Origin of the sequence: Shewanella sp. SR1, assembly GCF_020447145.1 — a bacterium.
Lineage (GTDB): Bacteria > Pseudomonadota > Gammaproteobacteria > Enterobacterales > Shewanellaceae > Shewanella > Shewanella baltica.
The window spans coordinates 1-19,288 of sequence record NZ_JAJAEF010000005.1 but is presented as its reverse complement, the minus strand read 5'-3'; the positions used below and the strand labels follow the sequence as shown (position 1 = coordinate 19,288).

The 19,288-nt window shown below is 44.7% G+C and carries 15 protein-coding genes and 1 other RNA gene; 11 read left to right on the top strand and 5 right to left on the bottom strand.

What is annotated here, in order from left to right; all coding sequences use genetic code 11:
- Positions 1-72: 72 nt before the first annotated feature.
- Positions 73-2,553 (bottom strand): EcoAI/FtnUII family type I restriction enzme subunit R, encoded by a 2,481-nt coding sequence (gene hsdR / locus KV201_RS05920; protein WP_226058800.1) that lies wholly within the window; start codon positions 2,551-2,553, stop codon positions 73-75.
- Positions 2,554-3,075: 522 nt separating this feature from the next.
- On the opposite strand from hsdR, the gene KV201_RS05915 reads away from it, so the two are divergent.
- Complete coding sequence (locus tag KV201_RS05915; protein WP_226058799.1) at positions 3,076-3,468, top strand: group I intron-associated PD-(D/E)XK endonuclease; 393 nt, start codon at positions 3,076-3,078, stop codon at positions 3,466-3,468.
- A gap of 194 nt (positions 3,469-3,662) precedes the next feature.
- On the opposite strand, the gene ssrA is transcribed toward KV201_RS05915, so the two are convergent.
- Positions 3,663-4,018, bottom strand: a transfer-messenger RNA (tmRNA) gene (gene ssrA / locus KV201_RS05910).
- Between the two features lie 71 nt (positions 4,019-4,089).
- Entirely contained in the window at positions 4,090-4,581 is a 492-nt protein-coding gene (smpB, locus tag KV201_RS05905) for an SsrA-binding protein SmpB (protein WP_006080832.1), read from the bottom strand.
- A 278-nt stretch (positions 4,582-4,859) separates the two neighbouring features.
- Here smpB and KV201_RS05900 point away from each other — a divergent pair, with 278 nt between their 5' ends.
- A complete protein-coding gene (locus tag KV201_RS05900) occupies positions 4,860-5,297 on the top strand; it encodes an SRPBCC family protein (protein WP_006080833.1) in 438 nt (145 codons plus the stop codon).
- Entirely contained in the window at positions 5,287-5,619 is a 333-nt protein-coding gene (locus KV201_RS05895) for an RnfH family protein (protein WP_006080834.1), read from the top strand. Before KV201_RS05900 ends, KV201_RS05895 begins: the two co-directional genes overlap by 11 nt.
- Before the next feature lie 114 nt (positions 5,620-5,733).
- On the opposite strand, the gene KV201_RS05890 is transcribed toward KV201_RS05895, so the two are convergent.
- On the bottom strand, positions 5,734-6,225 hold the full coding sequence (locus tag KV201_RS05890; RefSeq protein WP_226058798.1) for an outer membrane protein assembly factor BamE: 492 nt from the start codon (positions 6,223-6,225) through the stop codon (positions 5,734-5,736).
- Between the two features lie 429 nt (positions 6,226-6,654).
- On the opposite strand from KV201_RS05890, the gene KV201_RS05885 reads away from it, so the two are divergent.
- From KV201_RS05885 to KV201_RS05870, 4 genes are all read left to right on the top strand, one after another.
- Positions 6,655-7,446: an SAM-dependent methyltransferase gene (locus KV201_RS05885; RefSeq protein ID WP_226058797.1), complete on the top strand. Its 792-nt coding sequence runs from the start codon at positions 6,655-6,657 to the stop codon at positions 7,444-7,446.
- A 59-nt stretch (positions 7,447-7,505) separates the two neighbouring features.
- Positions 7,506-7,721 carry a hypothetical protein gene (locus tag KV201_RS05880; RefSeq protein ID WP_226058796.1) on the top strand — a complete coding sequence of 72 codons (216 nt, stop codon included), beginning with the start codon at positions 7,506-7,508 and terminating at the stop codon, positions 7,719-7,721.
- Between the two features lie 48 nt (positions 7,722-7,769).
- The gene (locus tag KV201_RS05875) at positions 7,770-9,515 is read left to right on the top strand and encodes a GGDEF domain-containing protein (RefSeq protein WP_226058795.1); all 1,746 of its coding nucleotides are present in this window, start codon (positions 7,770-7,772) and stop codon (positions 9,513-9,515) included.
- A gap of 335 nt (positions 9,516-9,850) precedes the next feature.
- The gene (locus tag KV201_RS05870; protein ID WP_006080839.1) at positions 9,851-11,620 is read left to right on the top strand and encodes a monovalent cation:proton antiporter-2 (CPA2) family protein; all 1,770 of its coding nucleotides are present in this window, start codon (positions 9,851-9,853) and stop codon (positions 11,618-11,620) included.
- Positions 11,621-11,748: 128 nt separating this feature from the next.
- On the opposite strand, the gene KV201_RS05865 is transcribed toward KV201_RS05870, so the two are convergent.
- Positions 11,749-14,211 carry a TonB-dependent siderophore receptor gene (locus KV201_RS05865; protein ID WP_226058794.1) on the bottom strand — a complete coding sequence of 821 codons (2,463 nt, stop codon included), beginning with the start codon at positions 14,209-14,211 and terminating at the stop codon, positions 11,749-11,751.
- A gap of 859 nt (positions 14,212-15,070) precedes the next feature.
- On the opposite strand from KV201_RS05865, the gene aceB reads away from it, so the two are divergent.
- From aceB to KV201_RS05845, 4 genes are all read left to right on the top strand, one after another.
- Positions 15,071-16,720, top strand: coding sequence for a malate synthase A (gene aceB / locus KV201_RS05860; RefSeq protein WP_226058793.1), 1,650 nt, complete (start codon positions 15,071-15,073; stop codon positions 16,718-16,720).
- A 140-nt stretch (positions 16,721-16,860) separates the two neighbouring features.
- Positions 16,861-18,186 carry an isocitrate lyase gene (gene aceA, locus KV201_RS05855; protein ID WP_107404095.1) on the top strand — a complete coding sequence of 442 codons (1,326 nt, stop codon included), beginning with the start codon at positions 16,861-16,863 and terminating at the stop codon, positions 18,184-18,186.
- 311 nt (positions 18,187-18,497) lie between these two features.
- Complete coding sequence (locus KV201_RS05850; protein WP_226058792.1) at positions 18,498-18,686, top strand: hypothetical protein; 189 nt, start codon at positions 18,498-18,500, stop codon at positions 18,684-18,686.
- Positions 18,687-18,729: 43 nt separating this feature from the next.
- A complete protein-coding gene (locus KV201_RS05845) occupies positions 18,730-19,098 on the top strand; it encodes an acyl-CoA thioesterase (RefSeq protein ID WP_006080843.1) in 369 nt (122 codons plus the stop codon).
- Positions 19,099-19,288: the final 190 nt, after the last annotated feature.

Below are 19,288 nucleotides of genomic sequence, written 5' to 3'. Positions count from 1 at the left end.
ACAGGCTGGATTAAGTGGTTAACCCAACCTGTGAAATAGGGTAATGATTGCGCGCGTAATGTGCTGTAATGGCTAAGCTGATTGTTGGTGAATTTGATAAATCTGCGCTTCTAACTCTTTAATCGCTTGGTCGTATTGCGGTTTGCCGCCGAAGCCTTTTTTAACGATTTCGCTTAAATTGCCGTACTCGGTAAACGGGGCGACTTTAAGCACTTGCATGCTTTCGATTTCTTGCACGCCAACATCGGCGTATTTTATCAGTAAATTTTGCAGTACTGCTTGCGCTGTATCAGAGTATTTAGTGAAGTAATTACGCTTTTGCACATTGTTTGCCCGTTCGGCACGGGTTAATGGCGGTTGGTCATACACTACGTGGCAAATCATATCGAAGGGGTCCATTTCTTTACCCACTTCATCTTCTAACGCAGACCAAATGATGCCTTCTAGTGCCAACTCATCAATCACGGCTTGCTTGCGGTCTGAGTCATTCCAGCGTTTTACAAATTCATCAAGTGAGCTGAATTGTTTCGCCATGGTTTTACGGGTGTAATCTTTAAAAGATTCGGTGACTAATTTGCCGTCGCTGTCGTAGTACTGCACACGTTCGGCCACTTTGCTAACAGTAACACCAGATACGCGGTATTTGTTTATTTTACGGGTTTCGCCGTCAGTCCATTCACCTTCGTCCCATTTAGTATTATCTAGGCCATCGCCTTGGGGTTCGTTTATGGTGTCACTTTTACTACCATCGGGCTCATCATCTTGGTATTCGCCTTGATTGTCTGCCGCACCGTTATTACCCGTTAGATCATCACCAGCGGAATCGATATCAACGTCTTCATCTTCGATATCTTCAGGCGTCACTTTAACTATTTTTTCTGGTGTACCGTCAAAGCGTTCGTCGGCAAATAATTCGGTGGCTTTTTTAAAATCCAAAATGGTGAACCATAACTTGCCGTATCTATCGTCAATACGGGTTCCACGACCAATGATCTGTTTAAACTTGGTCATGGATTGAATGTTTTGATCCAGCACCACTAACTTACAAGTTTTAGCATCGACACCTGTGGTCATAAGCTCTGAAGTGGTGGCAATAACGGGATAGGCTTTTTTAGGGTTAATGAAGTTATCAAGCTGCGCTTTACCTAATTCATCATCGCCGGTGATCTTCATGACGTATTTGTCATTTTTGGCCATTTGCTCTGGGTTGAGGTTGGCAAGTGCGCGGCGCATACGTTCGGCATGGTCGATGTCGTTACAGAACACAATGGTTTTTGCCATTGGGTCAGTACGTTTTAGATAATTGGTTATGGTCTCAGCCACTAACTGAGTACGTTCATCAATGACCATGGTGCGGTCGAAGTCTTTTTGGTTGTAGATACGGTCTTCAATGACTTCGCCTTGGTTATCGATTTGCCCTTTGGTGGGTCGCCAGCCTTGTAAGTCGACATCGATATCGACTCGCACGACTTTATAGGGTGCTAAAAAGCCATCTTCAATACCTTCTTTAAGCGAGTAGGTATAAGCAGGATCACCAAAGTAGTCTGAGTTTGAAACCTCATCAGTTTCTTTAGGGGTAGCGGTTAAGCCCACTTGAGCTGCGCTTTTGAAGTACTCTAAAATTTCACGCCATGCGCTATCATCAGCAGCGCTACCACGGTGACACTCATCGATAATGATTAAGTCAAAGAAGTCTGGGTCAACTTGTTTGAAGGCTTTTTGGCTTTCTTCTGGACCGGTTAATGCTTGGTAGAGCGCTAAATGGATTTCAAATGCAGGATCAACTGTGCGCCCTGTGACCTTGGTCATTGAAGTGCCAAAGGGCTGAAAGTCATTAATGCGAGTTTGGTCGACTAAGATATTGCGGTCAGCTAGAAACAAGATGCGCTTTTTCGCGCGGGACTTCCATAAACGCCAAATGATTTGAAAGGCGGTATAGGTTTTGCCTGTACCCGTTGCCATAACCAGTAGCACGCGGTCTTTACCCGATGAGATGGCTTCTACGGTTTTATTAATGGCTTGCAGTTGATAATAACGAGGGTGTTTACCGCTACCATCGTCATAGTATTCTTGATTGATAATCGGTAATTGAGTTTGGGTATAACCTTTCCACACGCAGTACTTAGCCCATAATTCTTGTGGTGATGGAAAGTCTTCTAAGCGGATTTCTGTTTCGAGTTGGTGCGCTTCGCTAGTCCCGAGCTTGGTTTTGTCATGGAAGATAAAGCCATCGCCATTAGAGGCAAAAATAAAAGGTACATCGAGCAAATGGGCATAATCTAGCCCCTGTTGCATACCTTTACCCACTTCATGCTTATTGGCTTTAGCTTCAATAACAGCCAGCGGCATACTGGGTTTGTGATACAGCACAATATCAGCTGACTTAACCGTTTTACGCACGCCTAATTGGCCACGTACAATCACTTTACCGTCTCGAAGTTTCACCTCTTGGCGAATTTGCGACATATCATCCCAACCAGCCTTGGTAATGGCTGGCATGATGAACTTGGTGATGATATCGGTTTCAGTTAGCTTTGTTTTATTAATGCTCATTGCCAATCCAGGTCCTTCTTAGAAGATAACAAACACTTACGGACTAATTCGTCCCTTAAGGATTCTGCCATAACAATGTCAGAAAACACAGGAGTTGGATCATATATGTAGAACAAACAGTTATGGGCATCAAAGCAAAAACAGCAGCACATCTAAATTGTCGAGTTGTTTGACTAATACAAATTAAGACAACAATAGCACTCATAGAACATGCCCGAACTTACGCGAAAGTAAACGCTAAGTAGATTTGAATAGATTTTGCGTTAAAGCATCAGCGGAGGCAATTGACAAAGAGTTGAGCAATAGCTAGGTTATACCTGAACGCGATTCACCAGTGTGATACTGAATTGGCATTAATGGAGAGTATGGGTTGAGCCCGAAATCCAAGCTTGGCAGCTTTGCCATGGACTACATTCCATAAGGAGTAGTTGTGAATCCTGATTGAAAGACTCCCATAAGGGGGCTTTCGCCACCGTTTGAGCAGCCATGAGCCAACGGGGGCATTAACTCAGGATCATAACTATGCCTATCAAACAGATCGAAACCGCCCCAAAAACCGCTCAATTTTTTAAAAGTGTATCCTATGAAACTTTAGCCGCATCTTGGCTACAGGCTGATGGCTGGGAAGTCTTTATGCCCCTTACCGATCATGGCAGTAAAACGGATTTACTTATCTCAGATGGCAGACAGTTTTATCGTATCCAGGTAAAGTCACTGCAAACCAATGATGAAAATACTGAAGTGGATGCCCAATGGTCGAAGGATAAGATTAACTATGTGCTGTACTTTTCGCGCGTAGGGAACTGGGGCTACATTACCCCACCTTTCCAAGGACGTGTAAAACTGAATCGTAAAGGGCATATTCGGTTTCACCAACACCCTAAAAACTTCAATTCAATGTTCGCCCAAATTTAGGGCAATTTTTATGCAAAAATTTTTTTAGGTACATTAATAGGTGCATCTATTTTATCAAAAATAAAAATTAATCATTTAAATTAATAAATTAAAAAATAAATTCAGATGACGCCGCCACATTTGAATCGATAGCAATCATTTGAAAACTCCAACAAAAAGGGCTTAACCTTGCGGTTAAGCCCTTCTGGTAAAATTGGTGGAGGCGGCGGGACTTGAACCCGCGTCCAGAACACCTACATCCAAGGCACTACATGCTTAGTCTCTCTTTTAATTAACCCGAATAAACTCCGAAAGACAGGATTTCATCGGGCGAGTCCGGTACTATTTCGCGGTTCACCCCCGGACGGAGTTCCCTCGCTATCAAATGTAGGATGACCATCTGTATACACTGCCCATTTGAGAGACCTGTGTCAGATGGCTAGCTAGCCTAAGCTGCTAGAGAGTAGTTAGAGTCGTTTGCAACTATAACGGTGCGGCTTTTTACGAGGCCAACCGCCCCTCGGCATGCTCCCAGGGTTTCGTGAATCCTGTCGAATCCAGAATCGCCCCCAAGAATTTGATTGTAACCCGTAGCACAATGATCACCTAGCATCATTTGCTTCAAGTTCAATCGTTTGTTCATTATCCGTGCGTTTTTTCTTTTTTCATCACGCGGGCTTTTTCAACTTCCCATTCACGCGCTTTAGTATCTTCGCGCTTATCGTGATCTTTCTTACCTTTACCTAGGCCAATCTCCACTTTCACCCATGCACCTTTACGCCAGTACATAGAAATAGGAATGATGGAGTAGCCTTGACGCTCGACTAAGCCAGCCAGTTTATCGAGCTCTTTACGGCTGAGTAGCAGCTTTTTCAAGCGCAGGGGATCGCAGACAACGTGTGTCGATGCCGTATTCAAAGGAATAATGGTGCAGCCATGCATAAAGGCTTCGCCATTTTTCAGGAATACGTAACAGTCGGACAAGTTGACCTTACCCATACGGATAGATTTAACTTCCCATCCCATTAGGGATAGGCCGGCTTCCATTTTCTCTTCGAAACGGTATTCGAAGGTTGCGCGCTTATTACGTGCGATAGTCGCAGGCGCGGCTTTGCTTGAATTTTTCTTTACCATAGTGGCGCCATTATACGCACGGTGATTCAATTTGGTATTGATATAAGGTTTTATTTAGTTAATTTCAAGCCTCTATCGTGTTGTTGCTGGTTTTTTGAACGCCATTAAGGGGTTGAGTATCAGCTTAAGTGCACAAGGGGTGCGTTTTTTACGTATCGTGATAAAATCCGTGCAAATTTTGATTGCTTGCCTAAGTTGTTCATCGCATGTGCGTTCTTTTCGTGCGTTTGAGTTTGCTAAGGTCGCTGTGAAGTCGTTAGTTAAGAGTGCTAAGTCCTATGCCGCAAATTTCTCGAAGTGTGTTAGTCCGTTTTAGTGCGATGCAAATGTATGACTTAGTAAATGATGTCGAGTCGTATAAGGAATTTTTACCCGGTTGTGTGGGTGGTAAAGTCTTAGAATTTGATGGTAAGACTATGCTGGCATCTGTGGATGTGAGTAAAGCGGGGATCCGTAAGACATTTACGACTCGCAACCAAGTGGTTCCCGGGAAGAGTATTGATTTAACATTGGAAAATGGGCCCTTTAAGCATTTATTGGGGCAGTGGCGTTTTACTGAGCTGACTGAAGAAGCTTGCAAGGTAGAATTCGAACTGAGTTTTGAGTTTTCAAACTCGTTAGCCGATATGGCCTTTGGTAAAGTGTTTAATGATCTTATGGTATCAATGGTGACGGCATTTACGAGTCGCGCTAAGGTGATTTACAGTGACAAATGAGACAGATAAGTTTGTAGTTGATGTGGTTTACGCCTTGCCTACTCAGCAAAAAGTAATTTCGGTGAATGTGAATCCCGGCACGTCGGCGATTGAGGTAGTGCGTTTAAGTAACATAGTGAGCTTTTTCCCTGAGATCGATTTAGACACGGTTAAGCTCGGTGTGTTTAGTAATGTGGTTAAACATGACCAAGTGATTTTACCGGGCCAAAGGGTCGAGATTTACCGTCCTTTGATTGCCGATCCTAAGGATGTTCGCCGCCGCCGCGCAGATAAAGCCAAAGATGAAGGCCGCGCGAATAAAGTCACTGGCGGACGGGCTTAATACGGTTGGTATAACGACTGTCGTCAGTTTGACATCATGACTCAATAAAAAAGCGCCCTTGGGCGCTTTTTTGTATTTCATTGACTGAGAAGAGCATAAGCAAAGTTTAGGATATTACTTAATTGTTTTTTGAACTTGCGCTTCTGTTTGGTTTTCTTTTACTAAAGGTTTGGCATCTGGACGCTGTGCAGGAATTTGTGGCACTAGCTCAGTTTTATTACCCGTAGGTAAACTGCTCTGCTCGAGCGGCGTATCAAATTCTTTGCTTAGCTCATAATCGCCATTCACTGCGGTGAGTTTATCACCCGTAAAGTGCAAAATGAGTTCTTTATGCGTAATGCTGGCATCGCGTCCACTCTTGTAGTGATAGACGTAGTACCAAGTATCGTCGGCGAAACTATCACGTAAAACCGGACGGCCGAGAATGTATTCGGCTTGTTCTTTGGTCATGTCAATGCGCAACTTTTCAACTTGTTGCGGTTCCATGTAGTTACCCTGTGGGATGTCGGGCTTATAAATCAACCAATCGAACACACTACAAGCACTGAGCGAAACAGAGAGCGCCACAGCGCTCAGCAGGGTAAGACTTTGCTTTTTATTGATCATTGTATGCGCTACTTCTGAAAATCTGGCGGCCATAATACCCAAGCATTCCCCCTCATGACAAGGGCAATCGGGCTTTGCTGCCGTCATAGATCGAATTGTGTGACTTTTCGACCCGTGATGTTGGCTTTAGTTCTCAATCTGTAAGGATATTTATTACTGTAAGTCACTTGGCTGCTGTGGGTGTGCTTTTCAGCCTCTGAACCGTACTGCTTTACTGCTTGCAGGATTGAAAAAATGGAAATGGGAGTTCGATTTCTTCTTTAAAGCCAAGCAATTAGTCAGTAAGTCGATAAACAGTTTATGTGGCGATAACCATAGTAATCTTGCGTAAATCAGATTAAAGTTACCGATATGTTTTTATTATGTTCTTGCGCTGTAGCTTTAGTTATGGGTTTGCAGTGTTTGAAATAAAATATTGGGATAGATGCTTTGGGGTCTTTAGTTTGCGTAGGCACGGGTTTACAGCTGGCCGGACAAATCAGTGTGATGAGTCGCAGTTATATTGAGCACGCCGATGTGGTGTTTTCACTCCTGCCAGATGGTTTTTCGCAGCGTTGGATCCAGACTATTAATCCTAATGTCATCAATTTGCAGCCGTTTTATGCTCAAGATGGCGAAGTAAAAAATCGCCGTGAGACCTATGAGCAAATGGTGAGTGCAATTTTGGACGCTGTGAGAGCCGGTAAAAAAACAGTTTGTGCGCTTTATGGTCACTCCGGTGTGTTTGCTTGCGTGTCCCACTTAGCGATTAAGCAGGCGAGGGCAGAGGGGTTTGCTGCAAAGATGGAGCCTGGGATATCGGCCGAGGCGTGTTTATGGGCAGATTTAGGTATCGACCCCGGTAACTCTGGGCATCAAAGCTTTGAAGCCAGCCAGTTTATGTTCTTTAATCATGTGCCCGATCCGACAACTCATTTGTTGTTATGGCAAATTGCTATTGCTGGCGAACATACCTTAACTCAGTTTCATACTACGAGTGATAGGCTGCAGATTTTGGTTGAACAACTGCATCAATGGTATCCACTGGATCATCAAGTGGTGATCTACGAGGCTGCTAATTTACCCATTCAAGCCCCTAGAATTGAGTATTTGCCGTTGAGTAAGCTGCCCGAGGCAAACTTGTCTCCCATCAGTACGTTACTGATCCCGCCAGCAAAAAAACTCGAATACAACTATGCTATTTTAACCAAATTAGGTATTAGGCCTGAAGATTTAGGCTAATTGCGAGAGTCGTACTTCTGAGTTGAATTCGGAAGTCATCATTAAAATAAGGAAAAAGTATGTCTGCATTATCCGATTTTTTTACTCAGTTAGGCCAAAATGCACAGTTGATGCAAGCGTATCAACAGGACCCTGAGGCCGTAATGCGTGCCCATGGGTTAACTGATGAAGAAATTGCAGCCGTCATGTCGGGAGACATGGAAAAACTGAAAAGCTTGAGTGGGGATGATGATTGTAAAGCCTACTTAGTTATTTCCCATGGTAATGGTGAGTAATTGAAACTCCTGCGCGCTTTTTTGTGGTTATGTTCGGGCATATTTTGTATGCCCTTAATGGCTGCAACTATCAATTTTGATGAGGCGTTAGCTGATCTGGAGCAGCTACAACATACCGATATGCAAAGTGCAATCACTAAGCTCCATGAGCTTGAAGCTGATTTCGAGCATATGACGCGTTTTCAACAAGGGCGCTTATTGGTATTTAAAGGGACTTCATTTATTTATGCAGGTCAATATCAAGAAGCCTTAGATAATTTAATTCAATCTGAAAATTTAGTTCAAAATAGCGATTATTTATTTTCTGCCTATAGCTATGAGGCAACGGCGTACATCGCCCTTAGGAACTTTAAAGACGCTTTTGTTGTAATGAGCAAAAGCCTAGGGCTAATAGATCGAATAGATAATATAGATATCAAACGTGCTGCATATCTACGTTTAGCCAGTTTGTACTCTGCAATGGGCATAAAAGAAGAGGTGGGAACCTACGCGGCTAAGGCAGAATCGCTTGCTTCAGCAGATAATGTAAAAGATATTTGTACTGCAAAGTTGTATTTATCAGTTTATCAATTAGAGCTAGAGGCCTTTACTAAGGCGTTTGATGAATTCCAGTACACGCACGATTTTTGTGAGTCGAATGGTTTTCCATTGATTTCGTTTATTGCATTGAAAGGGATGGGAGAGTCTAAGTTAAGATTACAGGAGTACTCTGCTTCAGTCCCTTTGCTCTTGAGTGCTTTAAAGGGATACGAGTCTTTTAACTTTCAACTAGAGATTAATAGTGTCCATTCTTTGTTAACCGAAGCGTATTTTGCACTAAAGCAATCTGCTGAGGTGGTCGAGCATGCCAAGTTCGTTACGTCATTACCTAATGATCCTAGTTATACCGAGTTAAAACATATCGTCTTTAAAGTGTTAGCGGGCTTAAATGCTGAGAATAAACAATTTGAACAAGCCTATGAGTTCTCGAAAAAAGAGCAGTATTACAATCAGCTGATGTTTGATGAAGCGAAAATGAAAACGTTAGCGTATCAGGCGGCAAAGTTTAATGCTGATGAACAGTCACGTGAAATTAATTTATTGAATAAGGAACGTGAACTGTATGTCGCTCAGCAAACGGTAAAAGAGCGCGAATACACCAATATGCTGATGTTTGTCACTATTCTAGTAGGCGGACTGTTCTTCCTCGGGATTTTGTTAGCTGTAGGGCAGATGCAGAAACGCAAGTTTATGCGTATGGCGAGAATGGATGCATTAACAGGCATCTTGAATCGCGGAGCAGGGCAAGAGTTAGGGGAAAACCTTTTTGTGCAAGCCACGGCCCGCGGTGGGGATTTCTGTGTCATTTTATTTGATTTGGATTTCTTCAAACGGATCAACGATTCTTTTGGCCATGGAACTGGTGATTGGGCGCTTAAAAAGGTGGTCGATTCCCTTAAATCCCATATCCGAAATGGTGATGTTTTTGCTCGTATCGGCGGTGAGGAGTTTGCGATTTTATTACCCTATGCCGATGAAGAGAAAGGCATGGAAGTGGCGGAGCAGTGCCGAGCCCGTATCGAGGCCATTGATACCCAACATTCAGGACATAAGTTCGTCATTACGGCGAGTTTTGGCGTGAGCGGTTTAATGGCTGATGATCTGAGTTTGGACCCATTATTTCACCGAGCCGACATGGCGCTTTATGCCGCTAAGGCCAATGGCCGCAATGCCGTAGTACGCTATTCTGACATCTTAAAATGTGACAAGCAGGCAACTGATTTACGGCGTCATATCGCATCGCCCTCGGTGTAATGTAAGCCGAGTGAGCATTTAGTCTCATCCTGAGTTGGCAAAAGTCCTTACTGGTTTTTATTCTTCCTTCATTTATTTCTCGTTTTGGGTTTTGCCGCCACTCACTAAAATGCGATAACAGTCTAAGGCGTCTCTGAACGCTCTTTTACTTTGCTTTGTTGCTCCAGTTGATTTCCCCCACGCTTAAGTGTTTTTCGTACCAAAAATTTCTCATTTTTAATGAATTGCCTTGACCTTGTTAATAAATAAATGGGATATCATAGTTGCTAATTTGCCTAGCTGCGGCTGGGCCATTATATGGAACACTGCACATTCCTTTTTCCGTTGGAGCCTTCATGGAACAGTCGAGTTTACTCACGTCGGTGCTGCTATTTTTATTGGCGGCGGTTATTTTTGTTCCTTTGGGTAAACGTTTTGGCGCCGGCCCGATTCTTTCCTACCTAGGTGCTGGCATCATTTTAGGCCCAGGCGGCATGGCCTTAGTTTCTGATCCTGCTGCTGTGTTGCATTTTGCCGAGTTAGGTGTAGTGCTGATGTTGTTTGTGCTGGGACTCGAATTAAATCCAAGTAAATTATGGGAACTTCGCAGTGCTATCTTTGGTTTAGGCAGTGGTCAGTTGTTGTTATCATGGGCTGCGATTGGTGGTTTGGCTTGGGGCTTTGGCTTGTCTGTTGACGCAGCTTTAGTGGTTGGCGCCGCGCTATCTTTATCATCGACAGCCTTTGCCGTGCAGTTAATGAGTGAACATAGGTTGCTCACAACCCCACTCGGGCGTGATGCCTTTGGTGTCTTGTTGATGCAAGATCTTGCCGTTATCCCCATGTTGCTGCTGACGGCATATTTGGCGCCCAATTCGGCGCAGATTGAACATCATGCCGTGCCTTGGTACTGGACGTGTCTAGCCCTAGTAGGGTTTGTGTTAGTGGGCAAATACTTACTGCCAAAACTCCTTAAGTTAGTCGCAAGTAGCGGGGTGCGTGAAGTGCTCACCGCCTTTGCGTTATTGCTAGTGATGGGCAGCGCTGAGTTAATGGAGTGGCTTGGACTCTCTGCGGGTATGGGGGCATTTTTGGCGGGTATTATGCTCGCAAACTCAAGTTATCGACATCAACTTGAAACCGACATCGAACCCTTTAAAGGCTTGTTGCTTGGGCTGTTTTTCATGGCGGTCGGTATGAGTATGGATTTGAAATTATTGATATCAGATCCGTTACTTATCTTAGGTATTTTAATGGCGATGCTGCTGATTAAAACGTTTGTGCTGATGGTGCTGGGCCGCATTCGGCACCACAAATGGCGACCGAGTATTGCATTGGGGTTGATCCTTGCCGAAGGCGGTGAATTTGCCTTTGTGCTGTTATCCCAGGCGCAGTTATCTGGCATTGTCGGCGATAAAATTGCGCAAGTGCTAGTGCTGGCGATTGGTTTGTCTATGGCGGTGACGCCGATATTGTTTACCCTGTTTCGCGCAACTAAGGCCAAGGTGGTGGACACTCGCCTGCCAGATACAATTAATGTCACTGAATCGGAAGTGGTGATTGCCGGCTTTGGCCGAGTAGGCCAGATAACCGGGCGTATTTTGGCCTCCTCTGGGATCCCTTTTGTCGCATTGGATAAGGATGCGAGCCATGTGGATGTGATTCGCAAATATGGCGGTGAGGTCTATTTTGGTGATGCCAGACGCTTAGACATGTTGATGTCGGCGGGGATCGCGCGCTCGCGTTTGTTATTGCTGGCTGTTGACAGTGTTGAGGATTCCATCGAAATCGCCCAGCAAGTGAAAACCCATTTCCCTCATATCCACATAGTCGCGCGGGCAAGGGATCGTAACCATGCTTATCGTTTAATGAGCCTTGGGGTGACGGATGTCTTTCGTGAGACCTTTGGTTCGGCGCTGTCGGCCAGTGAGAAGATCCTCCAAGGTTTAGGTCTATCTCAGGTACAAGCCAACGAGCGGGTAAAAATCTTTGCTGAGCATGATAAGAAACTGGTGATTGCTAGCGCAGCACATCAAAATGATTTAGCGACGTTAATCAATCTATCGAATAAGGGTAAGGCAGAGTTGGAATCCCTTATGCGCGGGGATAGGGAGAATGTCAGTTAATACGCTGGGTATCATTTGCCATTATCGATTAAGGATTTAGATGTCAAAAGAGAGCATAAATGCTCTCTTTTTTGTTGGAAACATATCCACTTTCGCGCTGCAGTTTAGCGCTTAAATCTATTTAGCGCTCAAAAACTATAGCTGTATTGCAGTTTGACGTTGCGTTCTTCACCCGGCATACCGCCTAAGAACATCGCTTTACTGTAATAGTCTTTATTGAATAGATTATTGATATTAAGCTGGATTTTCCAAGAATCAGTGCTGTAACTCACCGCCGAGTCGACGACAGTATAGCTAGGCACGTAACCGTCTGGAATACCAAATGAGCTAGAGTGCGTGCTGCGATCATCTACAAATTTAGCTCCAAGGCTTAATTCGATTGGGCTTGATAATCTAAACCAATCGGCGCCATAGGTCACCCAAGCGCTGGCAGTGACATAAGGCACGCCTTTTTGACGGCTATTGTAGGTTAAACTACTTGGATTTTGTTTATCCCTTGCATCTTGGTACATGCCGTTAAGGTTGATACGCCAGCTGTCGTTTAAGTGGGCATTGAGATCGAGTTCAATACCTTGAGTGTCTTCGCTGCCATTGTACAAATACACTGGGATGTTAGGTGTTAATATGCCATTGGTATAATCAGGATTGTTATAGGCGACATTAGTGCGCGAGCTTTTAAACAATACCAGTGAGCCCAGTAATTGATCCTCAAATGCCTTAAAGCGCATACCTAAATCATTGCTAATCGATTCTGAATCATCTCGGTTGGTAGCATTATCTTTTACTGCATCGAGCACACTGTAGGCGGTGCGTCCCTTTGAGTGATTGATAAAGAATGATAAATCCTCTATCGGCATGTAGGTCAAGCCTAAGTTATAGGTCATACCGTTATCTGTGGTATCGGCCTCTGGAGTCGCTTGGGATTGGCTAATGCTGTAGCGAGGATCAAGGCCTAAGTGTTCATAACTTTGTTTTATCTCGTTAAAGGCAACGCCTACACGCGTGGTGAAGCCATGTCCTAAATATCCCACGTGTTGTACACCTAGACCCCAAGCGCTGACCTTTTTGTCATAGTTAGCGGTCTTGAGTGGGTCATAGTCTTCAAACTTACCTGTGCCCCAATTAGGATTACGGATGTCATAAATATAAGGCAGGGAGCCTTGATAAGTAATTTCACCTTTCTTGTTTTTAAAGATTTGATCGGCATCGAAGATAGAATATTGCTGGAAACGAATATTACGGTCTTCATAGTTGGCATTGACCAATAATTCATTGTCTATATTGCCAATTTGGAAGTCATAACGTAGATCGGCAAAGTACTGCCACGAAGTCTCGTCGGCATCGACTTTACGGTATTCCTGACGTCTTGCGGCAAAAGGATAAAGTACGCCATTTTCAACTAAAGGCGATCTAGGCTCTTCGTTAATCACGTCGGTAGGTACGTTTTTAATCTTGATGTTACGCTTCCAATAGACGTAGTTATAGGCGCCAGTTTGGCGGGCGAAACCTGACGTGTAGTCGCGATACTGCAATTGTTGATTGAGGAACAAATTGTCAGTGAAATAGATATTATGGGTCAGTTTAAATCTTAACTCTTCACCCTCATTGTCCTTCGCCATGGGTGAAATCAGCCCAGCATCACCAAACGAATAGGGTGTTAAGCCGTCAGCGCCCGACAACGAGGCCGCTAACTGCTGACGCTGTGCATCGGTGAGTTGTAGACCATTACCGTTGGGATCATTAACCAGATCTTGCCACGTGACCTCGCCCGCGCTCTTACCGCCGACAGATTCTGCATTGTAAATCCGAATCGGGTGACCAATAGAATCAACGGCAATAGCATCTTTTATGTAAGCACCTGAAAGCATTAAATCTTGGCTATCACTTAATACCCATTTTAAGGCGCCATAGATTTCGTCTCTGTCTGTACCTATATCGCGATACCCATCACTGCGGCCAGATTTGGCCACTAAACGGTAGGCGACATCATCACTCAGGCCGCCCGTGCTATCCAGAGCAAGGGAGTAGGTGTCCCATTGGCCCATTTCGGCGCTGAACTTATGCTTTGACTCAAACTGCGGTTTCTTTTCAATCAGATTGATCACGCCGCCAGCACTTCCCATGCCATAGAGTCCAGTCGCTGGGCCTTTTAATACTTCAACGGATTCAACGTTGGTTAAAGAGCGCGTGGGGTTGAAGGTATTACCTAGGCCTGCACCGCCATACATACCGTCATAGGTGTAATTTGCGCCTAAACCACGGATGACTATGTTGTCACCAATGCCATAGTTATTTCCCGCTTGAGTTACGCCACTGATGTTACGGATCAAGTCCTGCAGATTATCTGTACCTTGGGTTTCGATCAGCTCTTGGTCAACAATCACTACAGCTGCTGGGGTTTCCATAAGAGACATGTCGGATTTAGTCGCCAGCCCTGAATTCTTCACTACTGAGTTCTGTCTGCCATAAACCGTGATGCGCTCAACGTTGGCTTCAGCATTTGCTGATGTCGAGTTGACTTCGGCGTGTGCGGTTTGTGATAAAACAGAAAGGCAGGCGAGTGCAGTTAGCGACAAACGAAATGGTTTCATTAATGGTTCCCCCAAATAAATAGGTCGCGAATAGTAATGATTTGCATTTAAGTTGGCAACAAATGTTTCAGCATTTATTGTCGAAATGTGCAGTGCTGCCAATAAATGCTGCACAAAGCATCTTTGTGAGCAAACCAGTAATGGGTTCTAGCAAGAGAGAAACGTCATAAAAGGGCGGGTTTACGCTCCATCCCGTTGTAATTTCGAATTTGTTTCATTTTTTTTATAAAAAAGTGATTTATTTTTTGAGTTAACCATCACATCCCACCTTGTTGATCGGGAAACGCAACCCTGTAATTAGTATGTACTAGACTCTGTCATTTTTTCGTTTACGTAAACGTCAAAATAAAACGCTCGTTTTAATTCGTGGTAATGGTGGCAGTCATTATCATTATGATTTATATAGATTTAGCTTGCTTCCCTCTAGGTTAGTTCAAAACATTGGGTATTTTCTACTTAGGTCTAATAGGGTAAAAATGCTGTATTTATAAATTTACAATTAGTAATTTAATTACGTAAATAATTACTTTGAGTGGGGGTTGGTAAAGTTGTCTGACAAGTTTCATTTAATTCAAATTTTCCAATGTAATTAAAATGTTTAATGTGATTTATATCATTATCTTAAATTGTTTTTTATTACTTGGTCAGACCAATTTTAGCATGGTGTTTACTTAGGTTAATGCCCGTTTTTGTCAATCTTGGACTGTTGCAAATACAAACGTTTGTCGGTAAGTTTTAGTTCGAAACAAACATTTGATGGTTTTTTGGTGAGTTTATAAGCAGCGGTGATTGGGGATGCTACTGCTTTATATGTCAGCGTTAAGCCTGTGATAGTGGAGCCTCTTGGGAGGGCATCAAGATGACGGAACACACTTTGAGTGAACAGCAATTGAATTCGACACTGGGTAAAGCTACAGCAAACGCCACGCTTAATATTGTGGGTCGTGACATTCCAGGCCAAGAAGTCATCTTTACCGAAGGGGCTGTCGCCTTACTCGAATCCCTTTGTCGTGAGTTTGCCGACGAAGTACCTGCCTTACTCGCTAAACGTAAAGATAAGCAAGCGCGTATCGATAAAGGATCATTACCCGACTTTCTGCCTGTAACCCGCGCTATTCGTGATGGTGCATGGCAAATTCGCGGTATTCCCGATGACTTGCTTGACCGCCGCGTAGAAATCACAGGTCCCGTTGAACGTAAGATGGTGATTAACGCACTCAACGCCAATGCCAAAGTGTTTATGGCCGATTTCGAAGATTCTTTAGCACCAAGCTGGGAAAAAGTCGTCGAAGGTCAAATCAATCTTCGTGATGCCGTGCGTGGTGATATTGAGTACACATCACCTGATACGGGTAAGCACTATAAATTAGGACCAAATCCGGCAGTGCTTATTTGCCGCGTTCGTGGTCTGCACCTTAAAGAAAAACACGTGCAGTTTAACGGCAAAGCGATTCCAGGCTCACTGTTTGATTTCGCACTGTATTTCTACCACAACTATCGCCAACTTTTGGCCAAGGGCAGTGGTCCATACTTTTATATTCCTAAGTTAGAAAGTCATATTGAAGCGCGCTGGTGGGCAAAAGTATTTGCTTTTGTTGAGGAAAGGTTTTGCCTGCAAGCGGGCACGATTAAATGTACTTGCCTGATCGAGACGTTACCGGCCGTGTTCGAAATGGACGAAATCCTCTACGAGCTGCGTTCCAATATCGTCGCACTGAACTGTGGTCGCTGGGATTACATCTTCAGCTATATCAAAACATTAAAGCGTCATAGCGACCGAGTCTTACCGGATCGCCAAGCCGTCACTATGGATACGCCTTTCTTAAGCGCTTATTCAAGACTCTTGATTAAGACCTGCCACAAACGCGGTGCGTTAGCGATGGGCGGCATGGCGGCCTTTATTCCAGCCAAAGATCCGGTTCAGAACGAAGCGGTATTGCAGCGAGTTCGTCGAGATAAAGAACTGGAGGCGCGTAACGGCCACGATGGCACTTGGGTGGCACACCCTGGTCTTGCCGATACCGCTATGGGTATTTTCAACGAATACATAGGCCAAGATCACTGTAATCAATTGCATATTACCCGTGATGTCGATGCGCCAATCCTGGCTAGCGAACTGCTTAAAACCTGCGACGGTGAGCGCACCGAACAGGGGATGCGTCTGAACATTCGTATCGCACTGCAGTATTTAGAGGCGTGGATCAGCGGCAACGGTTGCGTACCTATTTACGGCTTAATGGAAGATGCGGCTACGGCTGAGATTTCTAGAGCCTCAATTTGGCAATGGATCCAACACGGTAAGTCGCTGTCAAACGGCAAACTCGTGACCAAGCAACTCTTTAAAGACATGTTGGTTGAAGAGCTGTCGAACGTGAAAAAAGAAGTGGGTAGCGACAGATTCACCCATGGCAAATTCACTCAAGCGGCGGTGTTGCTCGAAGACATTACCACCTCCGACGAGCTGGTCGATTTCTTAACCTTACCCGGTTACGAAATGCTGACTGCCTAGGATGAACCCATTTGCTTGAACCGTTTTATATCAATCAGATTTAGCTGTGGCGGGGCTACCGCCAACCAAACAATTTAGCAGAGTGTAACTGGGGGGCAGTTTCATGATAGCTACAACATCAAAGAGAAAGGAGCGACACTATGACTAAGGCAACGACTCAGAATTCACGTCAAGAGCAGATTGATGCAATCAAGAGAGATTGGGCAGAAAACCCACGTTGGAAAAACGTGCGTCGTCCTTACACCGCGGAAGAAGTGGTTGCACTTCGCGGTTCAATCGTGCCTGAGAATACTATCGCCAAGCGTGGTGCGGCTAAGTTATGGGAACTGGTGAATGGCGGCGCTAAAAAAGGCTACGTGAATTCGCTCGGTGCATTAACGGGCGGTCAAGCGGTACAACAGGCGAAAGCGGGTATCGAAGCGATTTACCTTTCTGGTTGGCAAGTGGCTGCCGATGCTAACTTAGCCGGCACTATGTACCCAGATCAATCTTTATACCCAGCGAACTCAGTGCCAGCTGTGGTATCCCGTATCAATAACTCTTTCCGTCGTGCTGACCAAATTCAATGGGGCAATGGCGTTAATCCAGAAGATGAAAAATTTGTTGATTACTTTCTGCCAATCATTGCTGATGCAGAAGCGGGTTTTGGCGGCGTATTAAATGCCTTCGAACTGATGAAGTCGATGATCGACGCGGGCGCTGCCGGTGTTCACTTTGAAGATCAGTTAGCTTCAGTGAAAAAGTGTGGTCATATGGGCGGCAAGGTATTAGTGCCAACCCAAGAAGCGGTACAAAAGCTGGTTGCTGCACGTTTAGCGGCGGACGTGAGCGGTGTGGATACACTGGTTATCGCCCGTACCGATGCTAACGCAGCCGATTTGTTAACTTCAGATTGCGACCCATACGACCGTGATTTCGTGACTGGCGAGCGCACCAATGAAGGTTTCTACCGTGTTAAAGCGGGTCTTGACCAAGCGATTTCTCGCGGTCTTGCCTACGCTCCGTATGCGGATTTGATTTGGTGTGAAACTGCTAAACCGGATCTTGAAGAAGCGCGTATTTTTGCTGAAGCGATTCATGCTCAGTACCCAGATCAATTGTTGGCGTATAACTGTTCGCCTTCGTTCAACTGGAAGAAAAATCTGGACGACGCCACTATCGCGCGCTTCCAACAAGCATTGTCAGACATGGGCTACAAGTACCAGTTCATCACTTTAGCCGGCATTCACAACATGTGGTACAACATGTTCGACCTCGCTTACGACTATGCTCGTGGCGAAGGCATGAAGCATTATGTTGAAAAAGTTCAAGAAGTTGAGTTTGCTGCAGCGAAGAAAGGTTACACCTTCGTCGCGCATCAACAGGAAGTGGGCACAGGTTATTTCGACCAAGTGACTACGGTTATTCAAGGTGGCCATTCATCAGTGACCGCACTGACAGGTTCTACCGAAGAAGAGCAGTTTTAAGCAGTAAGCAGGGCTTAGGATGGTCCATTGTGATTGTGGATCACTCCTCAGCACGCCTTATGCCGATGTGTGGTGAGGCGTGGTTAAAAACTCGAAATAGAGGGCAAGGTCGGACTGTGATGAGTGACCTACCTTGCAGCCTAAATATCGAGTCGAGTATGAAAGAGTGTTACCCGTAAGCCTGTGTTTAGCTGCTTTGCAGCTGTTGTCCCCCGTGCAGTTCGCCTACATGTCTGTGCGGGTTTTTAAGTCAAATTTTGTGACTTAACTTCCTACCCAGTAAGTTTTGCTTGCCTTAGCTTGGCGACTCTATGAGTCGCTATTTTTTTGCTTATTGGTTGATGAACGCGCTGATTAATATGGTGCAACTCTTATACAGTTCTGATGCGACTTGGTGCAGTAATCGGATTATTTTACAGCAGCTTATTGCTATCTCATTGTTATTTAATGGCTATCAATTGTGGCCTGAAAAATGCTCTGAATACAGTGGGAAGTTATAGCGTATTAAAGCTGATTGTTGGCATTCACATTGAGGTCACCGCCATGAAATATTACAGTCGCCGTTTAGTTAAACCTGAACATTTAAATCCAGCAAATACGCTGTTTGGCGGTCAGTTGCTCAGTTGGATAGACGAGGAGGCCGCTATTTTTGCTGCCTGCCAGATGAAGAGCACCAGCCATGTGACTAAGCTGATTTCTGAAATCAACTTTATGACGCCAGCGCATCAAGGTGATGTGATCGAGTTTGGTCTGGAGCTGGTGAGCCTCGGCCATAGTTCGATTACCGTAAGCTGCCAAGTGCGTAATAAGATGACGCAGGCACCGGTGGTGAGCATAGATAAGATGGTGTTTGTGCATGTGAATGCCCAAGGATTGCCTGTGCCCCACGGTATTCGGGCGAATGCGGCTTAGTGGGTGTGGCGCTTAAAATGCGTGACGTTTGAATAGATAAGATACTTAAAACAGACAGTGACGCCTAGGCGTCACTGTGATTAGGGTCTGTTGATCTTTCGAGAGTGATTTTTAGACAGCATGGCAAGACGTTATAATTTGCTTCGCCAAAAGTAACCATAACCTCAAGCCATGCCAAGACTTATGCTAA

What these genes read in the sequence shown, in the direction of transcription:
- hsdR (WP_226058800.1), bottom strand. Translation starts at nt 2,553, where the DNA reads ATGAGCATTAATAAAACAAAGCTAACTGAAACCGATATCATCACCAAG.
- KV201_RS05915 (WP_226058799.1), top strand. Translation starts at nt 3,076, where the DNA reads ATGCCTATCAAACAGATCGAAACCGCCCCAAAAACCGCTCAATTTTTT.
- smpB (WP_006080832.1), bottom strand. Translation starts at nt 4,581, where the DNA reads ATGGTAAAGAAAAATTCAAGCAAAGCCGCGCCTGCGACTATCGCACGT.
- KV201_RS05900 (WP_006080833.1), top strand. Translation starts at nt 4,860, where the DNA reads ATGCCGCAAATTTCTCGAAGTGTGTTAGTCCGTTTTAGTGCGATGCAA.
- KV201_RS05890 (WP_226058798.1), bottom strand. Translation starts at nt 6,225, where the DNA reads ATGATCAATAAAAAGCAAAGTCTTACCCTGCTGAGCGCTGTGGCGCTC.
- KV201_RS05880 (WP_226058796.1), top strand. Translation starts at nt 7,506, where the DNA reads ATGTCTGCATTATCCGATTTTTTTACTCAGTTAGGCCAAAATGCACAG.
- KV201_RS05875 (WP_226058795.1), top strand. Translation starts at nt 7,770, where the DNA reads ATGCCCTTAATGGCTGCAACTATCAATTTTGATGAGGCGTTAGCTGAT.
- KV201_RS05870 (WP_006080839.1), top strand. Translation starts at nt 9,851, where the DNA reads ATGGAACAGTCGAGTTTACTCACGTCGGTGCTGCTATTTTTATTGGCG.
- KV201_RS05865 (WP_226058794.1), bottom strand. Translation starts at nt 14,211, where the DNA reads ATGAAACCATTTCGTTTGTCGCTAACTGCACTCGCCTGCCTTTCTGTT.
- aceB (WP_226058793.1), top strand. Translation starts at nt 15,071, where the DNA reads ATGACGGAACACACTTTGAGTGAACAGCAATTGAATTCGACACTGGGT.
- aceA (WP_107404095.1), top strand. Translation starts at nt 16,861, where the DNA reads ATGACTAAGGCAACGACTCAGAATTCACGTCAAGAGCAGATTGATGCA.
- KV201_RS05850 (WP_226058792.1), top strand. Translation starts at nt 18,498, where the DNA reads ATGAGTCGCTATTTTTTTGCTTATTGGTTGATGAACGCGCTGATTAAT.
- KV201_RS05845 (WP_006080843.1), top strand. Translation starts at nt 18,730, where the DNA reads ATGAAATATTACAGTCGCCGTTTAGTTAAACCTGAACATTTAAATCCA.